The sequence below is a fragment of the Geofilum rhodophaeum genome (genome assembly GCF_002210225.1).
In the GTDB taxonomy this organism is placed as follows: Bacteria; Bacteroidota; Bacteroidia; order Bacteroidales; family Marinilabiliaceae; genus Geofilum; species Geofilum rhodophaeum.
Genome location: NZ_MWUJ01000021.1, coordinates 13353 through 32993, shown reverse-complemented (window position 1 = coordinate 32993; position 19641 = coordinate 13353). Strand labels below are relative to the sequence as shown.

Annotated in this window: 10 protein-coding genes; 6 read left to right on the top strand and 4 right to left on the bottom strand. The window is 53.4% G+C overall.

Annotation, left to right across the window (positions count from 1 at the left end; genetic code table 11):
• Positions 1–253: 253 nt before the first annotated feature.
• Both B4W65_RS14660 and B4W65_RS14655 read right to left on the bottom strand, forming a co-directional pair.
• The gene (locus B4W65_RS14660) at positions 254–1441 is read right to left on the bottom strand and encodes an FprA family A-type flavoprotein (RefSeq protein ID WP_088655926.1); all 1188 of its coding nucleotides are present in this window, start codon (positions 1439–1441) and stop codon (positions 254–256) included.
• 63 nt (positions 1442–1504) lie between these two features.
• Positions 1505–1987 carry an SPOR domain-containing protein gene (locus B4W65_RS14655; RefSeq protein ID WP_088655925.1) on the bottom strand — a complete coding sequence of 161 codons (483 nt, stop codon included), beginning with the start codon at positions 1985–1987 and terminating at the stop codon, positions 1505–1507.
• Positions 1988–2186: 199 nt separating this feature from the next.
• Between B4W65_RS14655 and mltG the strand changes: the two genes are divergently transcribed.
• Positions 2187–3254, top strand: a complete 1068-nt coding sequence (gene mltG / locus B4W65_RS14650; protein WP_088655924.1) for an endolytic transglycosylase MltG — start codon at positions 2187–2189, stop codon at positions 3252–3254.
• A gap of 515 nt (positions 3255–3769) precedes the next feature.
• Here the strand turns inward: mltG and B4W65_RS14645 are convergent.
• Positions 3770–5575: a TonB-dependent receptor gene (locus B4W65_RS14645; protein ID WP_146697805.1), complete on the bottom strand. Its 1806-nt coding sequence runs from the start codon at positions 5573–5575 to the stop codon at positions 3770–3772.
• A 60-nt stretch (positions 5576–5635) separates the two neighbouring features.
• A complete protein-coding gene (locus B4W65_RS14640; protein ID WP_088655922.1) occupies positions 5636–8986 on the bottom strand; it encodes a tetratricopeptide repeat protein in 3351 nt (1116 codons plus the stop codon).
• 179 nt (positions 8987–9165) lie between these two features.
• On the opposite strand from B4W65_RS14640, the gene B4W65_RS14635 reads away from it, so the two are divergent.
• From B4W65_RS14635 to pbpC, 5 genes are all read left to right on the top strand, one after another.
• The gene (locus tag B4W65_RS14635) at positions 9166–10425 is read left to right on the top strand and encodes an AAA family ATPase (protein ID WP_088655921.1); all 1260 of its coding nucleotides are present in this window, start codon (positions 9166–9168) and stop codon (positions 10423–10425) included.
• Positions 10415–10969 (top strand): RloB family protein, encoded by a 555-nt coding sequence (locus B4W65_RS14630; RefSeq protein ID WP_088655920.1) that lies wholly within the window; start codon positions 10415–10417, stop codon positions 10967–10969. Before B4W65_RS14635 ends, B4W65_RS14630 begins: the two co-directional genes overlap by 11 nt.
• Before the next feature lie 109 nt (positions 10970–11078).
• Complete coding sequence (locus B4W65_RS14625; RefSeq protein ID WP_088655919.1) at positions 11079–11720, top strand: urease accessory protein UreH domain-containing protein; 642 nt, start codon at positions 11079–11081, stop codon at positions 11718–11720.
• Between the two features lie 127 nt (positions 11721–11847).
• Positions 11848–17328, top strand: coding sequence for an alpha-2-macroglobulin family protein (locus tag B4W65_RS14620; protein ID WP_088655918.1), 5481 nt, complete (start codon positions 11848–11850; stop codon positions 17326–17328).
• Entirely contained in the window at positions 17321–19633 is a 2313-nt protein-coding gene (gene pbpC / locus B4W65_RS14615; protein WP_158522859.1) for a penicillin-binding protein 1C, read from the top strand. The genes B4W65_RS14620 and pbpC overlap by 8 nt, the downstream gene beginning before the upstream one ends.
• The last annotated feature ends 8 nt before the right edge of the window (positions 19634–19641 follow it).

Sequence of the window (19641 nt, the reverse complement as noted above, 5' to 3'; positions counted from 1 at the left end):
ACCCGGGGGGGGGGGGGGGGGGGGGGGAGGTCCTGAGAGGCCCTGGGAGGCCCTGCGCGTCGGAGGACTCCAGTCCTGGGACCTGGGCCGCCCCAGCGCGCTCTCCCAAAACACAACATCTGCGACCTCAAAGGCGGCTCCGCCGCCACGTGGACTTTAGTCCACTTTCCAGAACAGGCGCTCCGCGCCTGACCACTTCCTCCCAATCATCACCCAGGACTTCAGTCCTGGGATTTGGGCCGACCCTCTATCCTTACTTCAGCACCTTCTCCGCCATCGCGCGACCAATCGCACGACAAGCTTCAAACTTATCCCCCAAAGCAAACTTCTGCTCCACCGGGTCGGCCACCAACTCCCACTTCACCTTTTCAGCAAAAGACGTCAAGCGCTTCACCGCAGCCCCCGCCCACGAGAAACTGCCGAAAACACCCAGCAAGTGATTGCTCACCCCCATGTGCTCCAACTTATTCACCAGCGCCTCCATATTCGGATGCAACTCATTGCTGTAGGTGGGACTACCAAAAACAACGCCCTTGTACTTAAAAATATCCGAGATGATGTACGAAGCATGCGTTTTAGAAACATCGTACATCTTAATGTGCTTCACGCCATTTACAGCCATCTCACGGGCCACCACTTCGGCCATCTCCTCCGTGTGCCCGTACATCGAAGCATAGGCCACAACCACACCGGGTTCCGCTTCATACTTGCTCCAAGCATCGTACATCGCAATCATTTCAGGAATGTGCGAGCGCAAAACCGGACCGTGCGTAGCCCCAATCATGGCAATGTCGAGCCCCTCCAGCTTAGCCAGCGCCTTCTGTACCGGACTGCCATACTTACCCACAATGTTCGAGTAGTAACGACGCATCTCCTCCTTAAACGAATCAAAATCCACCTCATCGTCAAAAATGCCCCCGTCCAGCGTACCAAAACTGCCAAAAGCATCGCCCGAGAACAAAATCTTGTCCTCCTTCATGTAACTCACCATCGTTTCCGGCCAGTGCACCATCGGCACCATAAAAAACTGCAAAGAAGTAGCCCCCAGTTCCAGAACGTCCCCTTCAGCCACCTCCACAAACTTATCCTTAATGCCAAAGAAGCCCTCCACCATCGGAATCGTCTTCTTATTGCCCACCAGCTTCATATCCGGATAAAGCTCCGTCAAAATCTGCACAGCACCCGCGTGGTCCGGCTCCATGTGGTTAATCACCAGATAATCCACCGGACGGTCGCCAATCACAGCCCGCACCTTCTTTAAAAACTTATCCACCTGACCAATCTCCACCGAGTCGATCAAAGCCACTTTTTCATCCTTAATCACATACGAATTGTAAGCCACGCCACGCTCCAGCGGCCACAAATTCTCAAACAAATGCGTGCGGCGGTCGTTCACCCCCACATAAAAAACCCTCTCCGATAAATTAACAGGTACAAACATGCTCAAAACTTTATACAAGAAATTCTTTATAAAAAAACAAATACAATTCTACACCAGTGGCCCCTACATACTTATCAACAGCCACACATCACTGTACTGGGTATAGTTACGACGAATCTCCGCCAAACGGGCACGCGCCTCCAACTCATCGTTGTACGAAGCCACCGACACCCTGAAAAAGCCGTGCTCACTCTCCAGCATCATCGGCGTAAAGCCCTCCTCCGTCAGCTGCGTTCTAAAGCGCCGCGCATTGTCCAGCACCTGAAAAGAGCCAATAATAATGTAATACCGGTACGAGGGACCCGTATGCTCAACCGGCGTAACCCGTTCTTCCCGCACCACAATAGCCGGTTCAGGAGCAGGCTCAGGCCTTGCATCCGCCACCTGATTAACATTCATCGACTCCCGAACCTCCACCTTGGCAGGCTCTTCCTTAACATAAAGCGAATCACTGCTGTCAAACCGACTGCTGCCCTTGCGCAGACTCGCACACGACGACAACACCAAAGCAGCAGCACCCAATACCAAAACAAGTTTTCCGTTCATAACATCAAATTTTGTCCAAAGATAACCCAACACCGGGTATTATTCAACACCGCCCCACTACAAAATTCGCACCACAAGCCACCAGCACACACATCCAACAACCTGGCACCAACCCCCTTCCATCAGCAGACAACAAAAAAACAAACAGCTGCAAAAAAAAATCACTTTCTTTGTACCCACAAAATCAAAACCAAGCACTATGGCCATCAAAAAACCAAATAAAGGCATCAACAAAAAAGCCATCATCGCCCTACTCATCGTCACCGCCCTACTGGCAGTAGCCCTACTCCTGGCCCTCCGCTATTACAACCGCATCTTTGCCCCCAGCGTACAAGCCCCCCAAGGCCAGCAAGTCGAACTCTACATCCCTAGCAACCCCGAATTCGAAGAAGTCATGGCCCTCCTCAAGCACAGCGGCGCCATCGATAACCTCAAAGACTTCGCCTGGGTAGCCCGTCGCAAAGGCTACCACAACCGCCCCCGTGGCGGCCGTTACCTCCTCAAAAACGGCATGAGCAACAACGAAGTCGTCAACCTCCTGCGCGCCGGTCTCCAAAGCCCCATCAACGTAACATTCAACAACATACGCACCCACAACGAGCTGGCCGGTCAACTCGCCAAACGCCTCGAACCCGACTCCCTCGCCTTCCTGCAAGCCCTCACCGACCCCGACCTCCTGTCCCAATACGACGCAGCCCCCCACACCATATTGGGCATCATCCTCCCCAATACCTACCAAATGTTCTGGACCACCAGTCCCGAAACCTTCATCGAAAGGATGCACAGCGAATACCTAAAATTTTGGAACGAAGAACGCCTCGCCCAGGCCGACGCGCTCCGCCTAACCCCCCTGCAAATCGCCACACTCGCCTCCATAGTAGATGAAGAAACCATCCGCGAGGACGAAAAGCCCCGTGTAGCGGGGCTTTACCTCAACCGTCTCGACCGCGGCATGCGCCTGCAGGCCGATCCCACCATCAAATTTGCCATCGGCGACTTCACCGTCAACCGCATCCTCACCAAAGACCTCCAGACCGAATCTCCCTACAACACCTACCTGCATGCCGGACTCCCCCCCGGCCCCATCCGTATGCCCTCCATCAGCGGCATCAACGCCGTGCTCCAACACGAAAAGCACCAATACCTTTACATGTGCGCCAAAGACGACTTCTCCGGCTACCACGCCTTTGCCCGCACCCTGCGGCAGCACAACAACAACGCCGCCCGCTACCGCCAGGCCCTCAACCGCCAACGCATCTACCGATAGAGCAGCCAGGCTGGGACCGAAGACTTCAGTCTGAGGTCGTGGACTTCAGTCCACTTTCCAGAACAGGCGGCTCCGCCGCCTGACCACTTCCTCCATCATAAAGGCGGCACAGCCGCCGCGTGGACTTCAGTCCACTTTCAAGAACAGCCCATAGGGCTGACCTATCCCTCCCAATAATAACCCAGGGTTTCAACCCTGGGACGAGCGTAAGCCCATGTACAGCAACAAAAAAGGCGACCAAGTCGCCTTGCGGACTTCAGTCCACTTACAAAAGCAGGCGGCCCCGCCGCCTGACCACTTATTCCCAATAATAACCCAGGGTTTCAACCCTGGGACGTGCGTAAGCCCGTGTGTAGCAACAAAAAAGGCGACCAAGTCGCCTCGTGGACTTCAGTCCACTTACATAAACAGGCGGCCCCGACGCCTGACCACTTATTCCCAATAATAACCCAGGGTTTCAACCCTGGGACGTGCGTACGCCCCGCCCCATGCGATGGCCGCAAGGGCCACAGGCCCTAAAACGAATACCCCACCCCAACACGACCGTTTATCCCGAAAGACGGGTAACCGTACCACCTGTTGTAACGAGACGCAATCACATTGTTCAGCTCCCCAAAGAAGTTCCAGCGACTGTTCAGTTGATACTGCGCCCCCAGGTTAAAGTCGTACACCGCCTTCAGCGCCAGCGCATCCTCTCCGTTCTCGAGACCCGGCACCTTGGCCATACGTGAGCCCAGCAAGTTTATGCCGGCAAAAAACGACAAAGCCTCATCGTAGCGGTAATTCATTCTAAAGCCCACCTTCATATCCGGCTTATGGTAAGCATGCTCCAGCGAGTCGAGGTCCCAGCCGTAGTAAGTCCCCTTCAGCAACATATCCATCTGCTGCGAAAAGCGCAGCTTAAACTCCCCAGACACCTCCAGCATACGACCATCATCGTACAAGACCTCAAACATATTGTTGTGCACCCGGTCGTAGCCCGAAGTCTCCCCAAAAAGCTGGAAGCTGCGGTTCACAAAAAAGTGCTCGTCGTGAAAAACATTGTAAGCCACCCGAGCCGTAAAAGAAGTCTCCTGTGTAAAATTACCCGTTACCCCCGCAAAAAAGCGCACCCCGTGAAAGGCCGTCTTCACATCCAAATCGGGCGACACATAGGGATTCTCCTCCATAATGCCGCGATAAGTCGAAGGCATAATCTCACCCGTAATGCCCCCTTCTATAAACAACACCCCCTCGGCCACCAGCAAGTCAGCCGAAACATCGGGCGACACATATACATTGTCCTCCAGCTCATCAAACTCAGCCGCCAGACGCAATCCCATCTTCAGTCCCGCCTTCTTCCCCCGCTTCACAAAAGCCGGGTTCACCTGCACCAGTGTTTGCTGACGCTTCGCAAAATCGTACAAATAAGGCAAGTCACCCGAAGGCACATTGGTACTGGCGTGCTGCATCGCCGTTTCCAGCCGAACACCCACCTCACCCATCACAAAATCAAAATCGCCCCGGTAATTAAAGGCATTCTCCTTCACCCCCGTAGCATTACCAAAAGTACCGTAGCCCATCATCAAATCGTAGCGCGTACCCTTGCCGTCCAGTATCTGATTGCCAAAGCCCAGCGACAAGTCAAAAGCCGTCTGGTGCTGCTTCGGGTCGGGCAGCAACTCCGCACCATAAACCGTCCCGGGCGCTGGTAGCACCAAACCCGGATAAGTAGGCACATAAGGCGTTGTGGCATCCAACTTCGAAGACCCGTAATAGCGGTAAGCAAAATTGCTGAAATCCATATCCAGACGCAAAGTCTTGTTGCGCTTAAAAAAGTGACGCATATACAGCCCCGCCGTCGTGTGGTGGTAGTCCGCATCCTCATCGCTGTCGTCCACCTCAATATCGCCGAGCGACGACTCATGTCCCGCCCGCAAGGCCAAAGCATAGCTCTCATTCTGCACAATATTATACAGCAAGCGGCCCCCCACCAGATTGTAATTGCCCAGCCAGCCCTCAGCAAAGGAATTCATCAGCTCCGCACGCGGCTCCCTGGCCATTTTGGCAGGAATCAAAGGCACCACTTCCGGCGCCCCCACCAGGGCACGACCACTCAGCTGGTACGAAAAATCCGGCACAGGCACCCCGGCATCGTCCTGCTCAGGCATCTCATTAATTTTAAAAGCATCCGACACCGTAGGGTTGTACTCCCGCACCACCCGAACATCCTGATTAATCGACCCCTGCGGAATCTCCTCCACCTGCGCCTCCTGGGCGTGAAGCACCCCGGCAAATACACTGCCGGCTAAAAATATCATCAAAAACCTGAAAGTTCTCATATCCTAAACTTAGCAATTACAAACTAAAATTAAAGCCACAAACAAGGCGCTCCCAAGGGCTTAAACCGCTGTGGGAGAAGATGCCGGGACCGCCACCGATGGATAACCAGTCGACATGGCCACAGAAAACTGAACTGCCTGAGCTGTTGCCGATGGCTGACCAGCCGGGACCGCTATCGATGACTGAGCTGTTACCGAATCCAAACCAGTCGGAGCTGTTGCCGATAACTGAGCAGGATGAGCTGCTCCCGCTATCGGACCACTCTGAGCTGCCACCGAGAACTGAGCTGCCACCGAGAACTGAGCTGCCCCCGCTGACCGTCCATTCGGTAAGGTCTGCGCAGAAGGGGAAGCCGGTGCTGCAGGAGCAGCGGCAGGTGCCGCCTGCTCCACACGTCCACGGTACTCCTCCAGCTTCCGACGTGCCGTATTCAGCACATCCTCTTCCTTACCCTGGTAGTTTTCCAGCAGACTCTCCAAATACTGCACCGCCTGGAAATACTCCCTGCGATCGGCATACACATCCGACAGCAAAATAAAGCTCCGGGCCATCCAGTACTGGTGGGGCGTACCCATATTTACAAATTCAAAAATCGTTTGCTCCGCAGCCGCCTTGTCGCCCGCATCGTACAGCAGCTGCGCCACCCGATACTTCGCCTCGGCCCCCTCCATACTGCTCGTATTCTCAGCCAGCACCCTAAACTCCTTCAAAGCCTCCTCGCGCTGCGCCAACTTCAAATGCGCACCCGCCTTCAGGTAACGCGCCTCACGCACCACCTCCGGCGCCATCCGCGTGTTACCCATCACCTTAGCCGCCGCATTCACCGCAGCCGCCGGATTATCCATCTTCGCCAGCGCCCGCATCTGCCCAATCACCGCCTCCTGACGGTTCTCCTCCAAATCGGCCTCCGCCTCCAAACGCTCAAAATAACCCAGGGCATGTGCAAAATTGCCCTTATCAAAATGAATCTGACCCGCATACTTCAGCGCATCCTCCGAAAACATACTCTTACCGCGACCCGTCACAAACTCAAACGAAGTCAAAGCCGCATCCACATCCCCCTTCCGGTACGCACAATCGGCCCGGTAAAAATGCGCATTCAACACAAAACGCCCCTGCGGATAAGCCCGCAAATAATTGTCCAGCTGCACCAGTCCCCGCTCACAATCGCCACCCATGTACAAACGCTCGGCCGACACAAAAGTCAGACTGTCCCGCTCCCGCTCATCCACGCGGGCAAAACCACCAATCTGGTTGGTATAGCGAATAAAACCATCCGCATCGTTCTGGTCCATATACACATTACGCAAGCCCAGCAAAGCATCCTCCGCCTCCTGCGTACCCGGAAACTCATTCACCACCCGCTTGTAATACACCATCGAATTGTCGTAATCCTCCGCATTATAATACACCAGACCCAGCTGCAACATCGCCTTACGCGCAAAACTGCTGCGCGGAAAACGATCCCGCACCGTCTTGTAACTGCGGATGGCATCGTCCAGCAAATTCAAATGCACATAAGAACGGCCCATCTCGTAATACGCATCGTCCACATAAGGCGATGTCGGATGCTGATTGATCAGCACATCCAGCTGACGGATTTTACCCCGATGATCCTGACCGATGCCCATCGCCAAAGCCTTCTGAAAAATCGCATAATCCGGCGAGCCTTCGGGGCTCGCCGCCCCCCGGTCGTACCAACGCTGCGCATTCGAAAAGTCCCGCACCAAAAAGTAGGTATCGCCCAAACGGTTGTAAGCATCCCCCAGCATCGCCGCCGGCGCATTGCCGCTGTTGTTCACAAAACGCTCGAACCAACTGCGCGCCTCCGCGTAACGCGTCTGCTTAAAATACACATAGCCCAAATTGTAGTGCGCCTTCGCAAACTCCGGCATGTTGCGCGAACCCGGCGACTGCAAAAACTCCACATACCCGTTGCCCGCCTGCGCAAAATCGTTCAAACGGTACAAAGCCTCCGCCCGCCAGTACAAAGCACCCATCTTAATGTCGCGATCGTACGTGCCGTACTTCAAACTGTAGTCAAACAAATCAATACTCTCCGTAAACTGCAAATTCGTAAACAACTCCAGTCCCCGAAAATAAGCCACCCGCTGCATGGCCCGGTACACCTCCGCATTTTTATGCGTAATGCGCTCCATCGCCTCCAAAGCCTGACGGTAATTCTTCGTAGTCAGCAAAGCCTGACCCATATAACGGTAAGCCGCATCCACATGCTTACTGTTGGGGAACTCCTCCACAAACTGCAAAAACAAAGTCACAATCTCATTAAAAGGCGAAAACGAAAGCTCATAATTCAACTTAATAAAATGGAACATCGCATCCTCCTTAATCGCCATATCAAAAGCATAACGATTGGCCGCCTCAAAGGCCACCCGCGCATTCTTCTTATCGCCCGTCTTCAAGTAACAATCGCCCAAATGGTAGTAAGCATTCTGCGTCATTTCATCCTCCTCCTGCGAAGTCACCTGCGCCAGATAAGTCGCCGCCTGCGCATAATCCTGCTCAAAGTAGTACGACAAACCCAGGTGGTAATAATCCTCCCGCCGCGGCGTCTCCGTCTCCCTCACCACAATCGACAAATAAGGTATGGCCCGCGAATACGCCTCCTTAGCAAAATACGAATCGCCCAGCACCCGCGCCAAATCGGTACGCATCACCCCCTTGGCCTCCGCCATCAGCGGCGTACCGTACTCAATCGCCGTATCGTAATCCTCCTGCATGTAATAAATCTGCGCAATGTAGTAAGGCACCACATCCTTAAAACCCCGCTCATCCTTCAAACGCTCAAAGGTCCGCAAAGCCGCATTGTGCTCCCCCTGCTCATACTGAATGTGCGCATAATAGTAGTTAGAAGGCGCCCAGTACTTACCCGGAATCTCCTTCGCGTTTGCCAGCAAACGCGAAGCCGTCGCATAGTCGTCCTCCATAAAATAAGCATAGCCCGCCTTATAGTAGTAGCGCAAGCGCACCTCACGGTCCAGCTCCATCGGCTCTACCCGCTCAAACCAACGCAACGCCTGGCGCGAACGGTTGCGGTCCTGATCCAGCTCCCCCAAACGAAAACGCGCGTGCGACAAATGCACACTCTGCGGATACTCCTCCAGATAGCGCTCCAACAAAAAAGCCGCATCCTCATTCTCCAGTTCAGCAGCCGCCATCCCCTCATAAAAAGCCGCATCCGAGCGCAAAGCACCCAAACCCTCCGGCACCTCCGTCCGCACCCGGTTAAACAAGGCACGAGCCTGACCATAATAGCCCCGCTCGTACTGCCGCATCCCCTCCTCATACAAACGCTCCGGCTGATCCTTTTCCAAACTTTGTTGACCCTGCAAAGCCGCCTGGCCAAAGGCAGCAAACAACAATGCCGCTATAAAAATTCGTTTAGTCATAATCCACACAAATTTGAACACCAAAACTATTAAAAATAACGCCAAGAAGGAAGAAATGTTATAAATATGTAAAGCAAAATGGATAATAAAGTAACTGGCTTAAAATTTTAATGCAAAACAAATCAAAATAAGATTTTATTGCTTAAATTTGAAAAATAGTTACAAAAACGAGCAATAAAATGGTACTAGAGATCCGCATAAGTAATTTTTTCTCCATAAAAGCACCTGTTACGATCGATTTTAGAGCCGCCAATCTCAAATCGGCCAACGCCAGAGCGCTGCCCAACAATTTGTTCCAGTTTAAAAACACCCAAATACTAAAAACACTGACCATATACGGAGCCAACGCCTCGGGCAAAAGCAATATCATCAAAGCCATACGCTTTTGCAATGCCCTTGTTTTTGAATCGCATCACCACAACGAAGACACCATCTACAACTTCCAACCCTTTAAATTCGATGCCTGCAATAAAAAGCCCAGCAGCTATTTTATCCGGTTTATCAGCAACGGTATCGAATTCGAATACGCCTTCAGTCTCACCCGAGAAAAAATCCTAACAGAAAGCCTCCATTATTACCCCAAAGGAAGAATAAAAGAAATATTTACCCGAGACGAACGGTTGGGTAAAACAAAGAAGGAGAAATACAGCTTTGGCGATCAAATAAAGCGTCCCATGGACGTAGCCGACAACACTTCCGACAAAACCCTGTACATATCCAGAGCCAGCCAAATGGACCGTGAAATTGGGAAAGAAATCTTCAACTATTTTCACAAACAATTTATATTAAATTACATCGGTTTTGGAGCCAGCGCCATTGAAACACTCACCAATAAGAACAAAAAGCAACTGATCGAAGCCATTAAAATAGCCGACAGCGACATCATTGACGTCAGCATAAAGTCGCTCAAACGACCTGGCAAGCACTTTAAGGCCGACGCCAAAACCATGACTCTCAGCGTAGAAGACGTAGTGCAAGACTATCTGCAAATAAAGACCTTTCACAAGGCCTCCCCAACCACCGCCTTTGACTTCCTAACCGAAGAATCTCAAGGAACCATCAAACTGTTTTTCATTATGTTGACCATCCTAGACGTAGTTAAAAACAACAAAGTCCTGCTTATCGATGAAATAGAAGACAGTCTGCACCCCGAGATTATTGAATACATATTCAACTTTTTCAATGCAGGGCAAAGCGCCCAGCTGCTGTGCACCACCCACAACACCCGTTTTCTAAACCTGAAAGAATTTCGCAAAGACCAAATCTATTTCACCAATAAAAAAAGCGACGGATCAACCGACCTGTATTCCTTGTACGATTACAACGATTTCAGAGACACCATGGATCTGGAAAAAGCTTACCTACAAGGCAGGTTTGATGCCATACCATTTGTCAATGACACCTCTGAAAAGATAAAAACCCTAATCCATGACGAGTAAAAGAAATGCCCCACGTCGAAAAAAAATCAACCCCCACTATTGGGTTTTCTGTGAAGGAGAAACAGAAGAAGCCTATGTGCAATTACTCCGATCCATATTCCGAATTCCAATAGAAATCGTCCCAAAAATCGTAGGCAATAAAATAACCCAAAGATTCATTAATAATAGCAAACAAGGCAAACCGCAACATCCCAAAGACAAAGACTTCTTAATGTACGATGGTGATGTGCCAACTGTTATCGAACGATTAAAGACCATCAGCTCTGCATTGCTTATAACCTCAAATCCTTCAATAGAACTTTGGTTTCTACTTCACTATAAAAATCAAACAGCTCACATCAGCTCCGAAGAATGTATAAAGCAACTCTGCAACCGGAACAAAAACAGATATAAAAAAGGATTAATTGATCCAAAGCTGGAATCAAAATTAACCCAGTGTTTGCAAAAAGCATGTGCTCGGAGTAAACAACTGACGCTGTTTGAAAACCCCTCCAGTAATATGCACCTCCTCATTGAAGAATTAGAGAACGCAAAGCAGAATTAAGCCCCCTACCCCGCAGATGGGAAATAAATGCCACAAGCAAAGGCCGCAGGCTTTATCCTGAGCCATAAAAAGCTTATTTTTGAAGGCTGAAACCAAAAATAAGCTAAGGATGAGTTCCGAACTGTGGATATTGATGTTGACCGCCGCCTCCCTGGGCACCGTACACACCCTGCTGGGGCCCGACCACTACCTCCCATTTGTCGCCATGGCCAAAGCCCGTGGCTGGTCCACCCCCCGCACCATAGGCATTACCCTGGCATGCGGACTGGGGCACGTGGCCAGCTCCATCGTCCTTGGCAGCATAGGCATAGCGCTGGGGGTCGGACTGGGCCAACTCGAAGGCATTGAAGCCACGCGGGGCGATTGGGCCGCATGGGCCTTCCTCCTCTTTGGCAGCGCCTACCTCATCTGGGCCATCTGGAAACTGAGCACCAACAAGCACAGCCACAGCCACGAGGTCCCCAAAAACCGCAGTCTCACCCCCTGGGTCCTCTTCCTCATCTTCGTCCTCGGCCCCTGCGAACCCCTCATTCCCCTGCTCATGTTTCCCGCCGCCCAACACTCCCTGGCCGGCATCATCGCCGTAAGCAGCGTATTCGCCATCAGCACCCTCCTGACCATGGTCGCCGCCGTCCTCACCCTCCACTACGGCACCAATCTCCTTAAAGTCAACCACCTCCACAAATACACCCACGCCATAGCCGGTGCCACCGTCACCCTCAGCGGCGCCCTCATTTTACTGGGGCTGTAAGCACAAGCAAAACACCAGCCACCCTGCACCATAAATAATTTCAAAACAGCGAGAAAAACTGCAAAAAACTGCTTACTTTAGAGTCAGTTTTCAAAAAAGTAAAACCGCACAACCAACACCCAAAACAATGAAAAAATCCTACTTGCTTCAGGCGGCCGGTCTGCTGCTGCTGACCCTTAGCCTCAACACCTCCTGCAAACAAAAAGCAAAACCCCAAGCCGGCCAGCCCCTTCCCGAAGTCGTATACTCCAAAGAAGTCGCCAAAGAAGTCAGCTTCGTCACCACCGGAAACATATACCGCAATACGGTTGTTAAAGTCATCTTTAACAACCCCGTAATCAACGAAGATCAAGTTGGAAGCACCGTCGACAAAGTCTTCACCTTCTCCCCCAAAATAAAAGGAAGCGCCACCTGGAGCTCCACCACCACCCTCGAATTTCAGTCCGAAGAAGATCTGCCCACCCGCACCGTCATCAAAGGCAGCCTCGACCTGCAAAAACTTTCGCCCACCTTTAAAGAAAAGGAACTCGAAGACCTCACCTTCTACCTCAACGTACTGGGACGCGAACTCAACAACGTGTACGGCGCAGTCGAACTCAAAGAACGCAACGACCCCAAACACCTCATTTACCGGGGAGGAGTAAGCTTTTCCGAAGCCACCGACCTCGAAACCCTAAAAGCCAACACCACCCTCAAAGGCGGCGGCAAAATCGACCTCACCTGGAGTCAACTCAGCGAAAGCAGCTTCCAGTTTGTATCCGACGACATAGTACGGACCGACAAAGACGTGCAATACACCCTCAGCATTAAGGGCAAGGCCCTCGATCTGACCGAAGACCACAGCGAAAGCTTCGTCGTCTCCCCCCTCAAAGAAATGAAAGTCAACCAGTTCAGCACCGACGAAAACGGAAGGAGTCCCGCCATCCGCATCACCTTTTCAGACGAGCTCGACATCGATCAAAACATAGACGGACTCATCAGCATAAGCCCCGAAGTTGATTTTCAGGTACGCAAAATGGGCAACGCCCTATCCATCGACGGCGGCTTCAAATTCGGAAGCAGCTACAAAATCACCGTACAAAAAGGCATCCGCAGTCGCTGGGCCACCTACACCGCAGAAGCCAAAAGCGAAGAACTCCAATTCTCCAACATCCCTCCCCAGCTCGAATTTGCCTCCAACGGCATTGTGCTGCCCTCCTCCAACAATAAGCGCCTGCAGTTTTACACCACCAACCTCAAGCGCGTACACCTTCAGGTAAAAAAAGTACAAACCAACAAAATAGGCCAGTTCCTGGAGAGCAGTCAACTCAGCAGCGACCGCAAGCGCAATAAAGGCTTTGGCGACCATTACTCCGGAAGCATAGGCGTCATCGTAAAAAACCAGACCATCGAACTATCCGATGTAAAAAACGAATGGTTGCTCAACGAAATCGACCTTTCCGAACTCTTTGACAAATACAACGACGGACTCTTTCTCATACGGCTCAACTTCAACGCCAGCGACGTAAGCGAAGCCATCGAAGGCGACCTGCTCAGCTACCTCGAAGAACAGGGCCAAATCTACAAACCCGTATTCCTCAGCAACCTGGGCATCACCGCCAAATACACCAACGACGAAACCCAAGTCTTCGTCACCGACCTCCTTACCGGTCAGCCCGTCTCCAACGCCAGAGTCTCCCTGCTCAACTACAACGGCGAAGTACGCACCTACACCTCCACCGGAGATCAGGGACAGGCATACTTTCGAGACGAAGACGGCGCCGTGTACTTCAACTACATCACCGCCTCCAAAGACAAACAAATTTCAGCACTCAACAGAGACGAAATGCGCTGGAGCACCTCCGGTTTCGACGTAGGCGGCATCGGCGAAAACCGCATGGGACTGCGCGGCTTCATCTACACCGAACGTGGCGTTTACCGCCCCGGCGACTCCATCCACATCGCCTTCATCGCCCGCAACGAAGACGACCACTTCCCAGCCGATCACCCCATCGACATCAGCGTAAGAGACCCCGAATACGACGTAGTTTTTGAACAAACCAACGTAAGCGCCGACGACGGCATGTACGTATTTGCCATGGCCACCGACGACGACGCCCCCACCGGCACCTACAGCGTGCTCATTGAAGCCGGCGGCGCCTACTTTCGCGATGAGCTGAAAATAGAAACCGTAGTTGCCGAACAACTGCGGGTAACAGTGCGCCCCGACAAGCGCAACTTCCAGTGGAACGACCGCGAAATAGGTTTTGAAGTCGACGCCCGCTACCTGTTTGGTGCACCCGCACCAAACCTCAAAGCCGAAATCGACATCGAAGTCCACCCCCACACCATCACCTTCCCCAAATACGCCGATTACCACTTTTCGAGAGTCGACGTCGATTACAAGCCCTTTACACAAAACGTAAGCAAAACCACGCTCAACGAAGAAGGGCAGCTCAAAGGCAGCTGGTTTGTGCCGCCGCTGGGCAACGTACCCTCCGCCCTCAAACTAAAAATATCGGCCAAAGTACTCGAGAAAGGCGGACAGCCCAACCAGGGCTGGAACATCGCCAACTACCACGTATATCCCGCCTACGTAGGCATCAAAGACCCCAGCGGCTACGGCTACTACCAAACCGGCGCCGAAGCCAAATTCCCCGTGGTACTGCTCGACCCCGACGGCAACAAAGTCACCAACCGCCAACTGCAATACCGCATTTACCGCAACGATCGCCGCTGGTGGTACCAGTACAACGACCGCCGCAGCTACCAGTTGAAATATAAAGAAGACAGTCAGACCTACATCGCCTCCGAAGGCAGCATCAGCTTGGGCGAAGGCAGCACCCACATCGGCTTTGTACCCGCACAAAACGGCGAATACCTCATCGAAGTAATGGACGGCGGCAACGGACACACCGCCTCCATGTTCTTCAGCGCCTACCAATACGGCAGCGTACCCGGCGGCGACATGAACGAAGGCACCCTATCCATGCGGTCCGACAAAGCGGTGTACAGCTCCAGCGAAACAGCGCGCATCCTAATCCCCAATCCCAAACAAGGCAAAGTATTGGTAACCGTAGAGCGCGGCAACAGCATGCTCAATTGGTTCTGGGCCGACCCAACCAAGGAGAAGGGCGACGAGATGATCATCAAAATCCCCCTGCAGAAACGCTATTTGCCCAACGTCTACGTCACCGTATCCGTACTGCAGCCCCATAACCAAACCACCAACGACCGCCCCATACGCATGTTCGGCATCATGCCCCTGCGCATAGAAGACGCCGACACCCGCATACACTTCGACCTCGAGACCCCGGGCAACCTGGTTCCCAACGAAGACTTCGAAGTCAACATAAGCACCCGCAACGGCAAGCCCGCCCAGTTCACCATCGCCGTAGTCGATGAAGGCCTGCTCAGTCTCACCCAATTCAGAACCCCCGACCCCTGGCGCCAATTCTATAAAAAAATCGGCCTCTACGTCGAAACCTACGACCTGTATTCACACATCATCAGCGCCAACCGCGACGACGTATTCCAGACCTTCTCCATAGGTGGCGCCGACGAAATGGACTACCGCGAAGCCCAGCTCGACCCCGTTGACGGCAAAAAGCGCTTTGAGCCCGTAAGCATGTTTCGCGGCCCCCTCAACACCAACAGCCAGGGAAAAGCCACCGTTAAATTTCACATGCCCAACTACAACGGCGCAGTACGCATAATGGTCATAGGCAGCAAAGCAGGCAGCTACGGTCACGCCGAAAAAACCGTTCCCGTGCGCTCCGACATCATCATGCAAACCAACCTGCCCCGGATACTCAAGCCCACAGACGAATTTGAAGTCCCCGTATCCCTCTTCAACATGACCAACACCGAAAAAGAGGCCCAATTCACCATAAGCACCACCGGTCCCCTCGAAGTCGTTGGCAACCACAGCACCAAAGTCACCTTTGGTGCCGACAACCAAGCCCTCATCAAATTTAAAATACGCGCCAAAAACCAAATAGGGCAAGGCAGCATCGTCATCGACGGCACCGCCGGAAAAGTACAAGTGCAGAACAAAACCAACCTGCAAGTCGTACCCTCCGCCAGTCGCCTCTTCGACAAGCAAACCCAGCGCATCGAAAAAGGCGCCACCATCAAAATGAAAGTCCCCCAGGTAGGCCTCGAAGGCACCAACAACGCCAGCCTCAACATCAGCCTCTTTCCCAATATGGACTTCGACCACCGTTTGCGCTGGCTCATCCGCTACCCCTACGGCTGTCTCGAGCAAACCACCTCCGCCCTCTTTCCCCAGCTCTACCTTAAAAAGATGGGCTACTTCAGCAGCAGCGAGCAAAAAGAAATCGACAACAACCTCAACGCAGGCATCGGTCGACTCCAGCAATTTCTGCTGCAAGGCGGCGGCTTTGCCTACTGGCCCGGCAACACCAATTTGTGCGAATGGAGCAGCAACTACGCCACCCACTTTTTGGTCGAAGCCAAAAAGATGGGCTACTCCGTACCCGATTATCTATATAACAACGCCATTGGGGGACTCGAAAAACTGGCCCGCCGCAACCAGGGCGAGCTGTCCACCCGCGCCTACCGCGCCTTCATTCTGGCCCTGGCCGAGCGCCAGGTCATGGCCGAAATGAACCTGCTCATGGAAAATGAGCTCGACCAGCTCAACAACGCCAGTCGCTGGATGCTCGCCGCCGCCTACCACCAAGCCGGCGCCGAAAACATCAGAGACCGCATACTCGAAAGCACCGGCATCCAAACCACCGAATACGAGCCCTTCAGCTACAACTTCGGTTCCAGCCAGCGCGACGACGCCATCATCCTCTACTGCGCCACCCTCATGCAGCAAAACGAAACCGCCCAACTCGTCGCCGAGTCCGTCGCCACCACCCTCTCAGGCAAAGACTACCTCAGCACCCAAAGCTCCGGATACATGCTCCTGGCCCTCGGTAAATACTTCGACGCCAGCAACATCTCCGTAAGCGGCGACCAAATCATCACCGGTCACGTACTGCTTGCCGACGGACAAAAAATCGAATTCAACAAAAAGGGAAGCACCAGTCTCCGCCTGTACAACAACTTCAACAAAGACATCGAAATACACCTGGCCCCCGGCTCCAGCGCAGAACAAATCTTCGCCAGTCTCTCCTGGAACGGCGTCCCCATTAAAGACACCCAGGAACCCATGGCCAAAAACATCCAACTCGAAGTCACCTGGTACAACCAAAACGGCCTACCCATCAATCCCGCCAAGCTCAAACAAGGCGAAACCTTTTACGGCCGCTTCAGCGTTCACAACACCAGCAACCTCAGTCGCGTTTCCGAAATGGCCCTCATGCAAATACTGCCCTCCGGCTGGCAAATCGAAAACACCCGACTCAACAACACCGCCCTGCCCGAGTGGACCAACAGCTGGAACCTCAACAAAGAGAACTACCTCGACATAAGAGACGACCGCATCATGTGGTTCTTCGACCTGGAAAACAGCACAGCGCTCGACTTCGTCGTCAAGCTCAACTGCGTTACCGCCGGCAAATACTGGCTGCCCGGCACCCTCGTCGAAGCCATGTACAACAACAACTACAAAGCAAGCACCAGCGGCAAAGATGTTTATGTTGAAGCCTTTGAATAAACTAAAACCATGGCAATGGCCGGCGATCCTGATCCCGGCCATTGCCCTTTTATGGTTGGCGGTACCCCCGCCAACCCAACTCTTCAGCAACGACTACAGCACCATAGTACTGGCCAAAAACGGCCAATTATTGCACGCCTTTCTCAACAAAAACCAGCAATGGCACTTTCCACCCGACAGCACAGCCGTCGACCAAAAACTCGCCACCGCCGTCATCACCTTCGAAGACGAAGACTTCTACCACCACATAGGCGTCAATTTTAAAGCCATACTAAGAGCCGCGCGCAACAACCTACAGCAGGGACGCATCACCAGCGGAGCCAGCACCATCCCCATGCAAATAGCCCGCATGCGCAAAAACAAGCCCCGCAACTACCTCAACAAACTGCGCGAAGCCCTCTTCGCCATCAAACTCACCCTGCACCACTCCCGCAGCGACCTCCTGCTCCTCTACCTCAACCACGCCCCCTACGGAGGCAACGTCATCGGCTACCGCACCGCCGCCCTCATGTTCTTCGACAAACCCGCCGATCAGCTCACCTGGGCCGAAGCCGCCACCCTCGCCGTACTGCCCAACGCACCCGGACTCATCTACCCCACCGCCAGCTCCGACGCCCTAAAACAAAAACGCAACCAACTGCTGCATAAGCTCCACCAAAAAGGCCACATCCAGGAACTCACCCTGCAACTCGCCCTCCTCGAACCCGTACCCAACAAATTCCACCGCTTTGCCACCCACGCCCCCCACCTCGCCTTCCGCCTTAAAAAAGAACAGCCCCACCAGCACATCCTGCACACCACCATCAAGCACCAACTGCAACTAAAATGCAACCAAATAGCCCGCATGTACCGCGACCGCTACCAGAGCTACGGCATCAACAACCTGGCCCTGATGGTCACCAACACCCAAACCGGCGCCGTACAAGCCTACGTAGGCTCCCCCGACTTTTTTGATTTCAAACACAGCGGACAAGTCGACGGCATCAGCGCCCCACGCTCCAGCGGCTCCATCCTCAAACCCTTCTTGTACGCCCTCAGCATCGACGAAGGCCTCATCACCCCCGAAAGCTACATCCGCGACCTCCCCACCTACTTCGACGGCTTCTCGCCCCGCAACGCCAGTCGCGAATACCAAGGCGTAGTCACCGCCCGCGAAGCCCTCGTACAATCGCTCAACATCCCCGCCGTACGCCTGCTCAACGCCTACGGCCTCTACCCCTTCTACACCTTCCTAAAAGAAGCCGGCATCAGCACCCTCTTCCGGCCGGCCGACGACTACGGCCTCCCCCTCATCCTCGGCGGCGGCGAAGTCAACATCTGGGAAATGAGCCAACTCTATCGCGGCCTCGCCAACCGCGGCATCTTTACACCCAACCACCTCACCCCAAACCAACAAAGCACCCAAGGCAAACAACTCATCAGTCCAGGCAGCAGCTACCTCGTACTCGACATGCTCCACGACCTCAAACGCCCCGGCAGCGAATACTACTGGCAACACTTCAACAGCGCCCGCCCCTTTGCCTGGAAAACAGGCACCAGCTACGGACACAAAGACGCCTGGGCCATCGGCGTCAACCCCCAATACACCATCTCCGTATGGGTAGGCAACTTCAACGGCGAAGGCAACAAAAACCTCAGCGGCGCCACCTCCGCCGGCGCCATCCTCTTCGACATCCTGCAAATGCTGCCCCGTTCCGAAACCAAGCAATGGTTCCAAAAAGCCGACATCGACTTTAAGCAACAAGCCATCTGCCAACTATCCGGACTGCGCGCCACCGCAGCCTGTCCCGACACCCTCATCATGGACCTGCCCTGGGGCATGAAACCCCTCCGCGCCTGCGACTATCACCAAATAAAACACCTCTCCGCCAATGGCCAATACCAATGCTGCTCCCACTGCTGGAACATCACCGGTCATCAACAAAAATCACTGCTTGTTTACCCCCCCGACGTAGCCTACTACCTGCGCGCCAAAGGCCAATACATCCAGGCCCTGCCCCCCCATTACCCCCAATGCAAAGCCTACAAAGCCGACGAAGCCGTAAAAATCATCTACCCCGACATGGAAGCCAAACTCTTTCTGCCCCGCGACTTCAACGGCCAAACCCAATCCGTCGTCTGTCGCGCCGGCAACAGCGCCACCAGCTCCACCGTATACTGGTACCTCGACGACCACTACCTCGGCAGCACCAAGGGCGAACACCGCATGAGCGTCATCTTCAAAAAAGGCTGGAACACCCTAAAAATAGTCGACCAAACCGGCGCCACCGACACCCGCCGCATCTTCGCCACCTTAAAGAATTAGGGGTACAT

Bases quoted from the DNA above. Each gene is read 5' to 3' on its own strand.
- B4W65_RS14630 (WP_088655920.1), top strand. From the start codon at position 10,415: ATGACGAGTAAAAGAAATGCCCCACGTCGAAAAAAAATCAACCCCCAC.
- B4W65_RS14660 (WP_088655926.1), bottom strand. From the start codon at position 1,441: ATGTTTGTACCTGTTAATTTATCGGAGAGGGTTTTTTATGTGGGGGTG.
- B4W65_RS14645 (WP_146697805.1), bottom strand. From the start codon at position 5,575: ATGAGAACTTTCAGGTTTTTGATGATATTTTTAGCCGGCAGTGTATTT.
- B4W65_RS14640 (WP_088655922.1), bottom strand. From the start codon at position 8,986: ATGACTAAACGAATTTTTATAGCGGCATTGTTGTTTGCTGCCTTTGGC.
- B4W65_RS14625 (WP_088655919.1), top strand. From the start codon at position 11,079: ATGAGTTCCGAACTGTGGATATTGATGTTGACCGCCGCCTCCCTGGGC.
- B4W65_RS14655 (WP_088655925.1), bottom strand. From the start codon at position 1,987: ATGAACGGAAAACTTGTTTTGGTATTGGGTGCTGCTGCTTTGGTGTTG.
- mltG (WP_088655924.1), top strand. From the start codon at position 2,187: ATGGCCATCAAAAAACCAAATAAAGGCATCAACAAAAAAGCCATCATC.
- B4W65_RS14635 (WP_088655921.1), top strand. From the start codon at position 9,166: ATGGTACTAGAGATCCGCATAAGTAATTTTTTCTCCATAAAAGCACCT.
- B4W65_RS14620 (WP_088655918.1), top strand. From the start codon at position 11,848: ATGAAAAAATCCTACTTGCTTCAGGCGGCCGGTCTGCTGCTGCTGACC.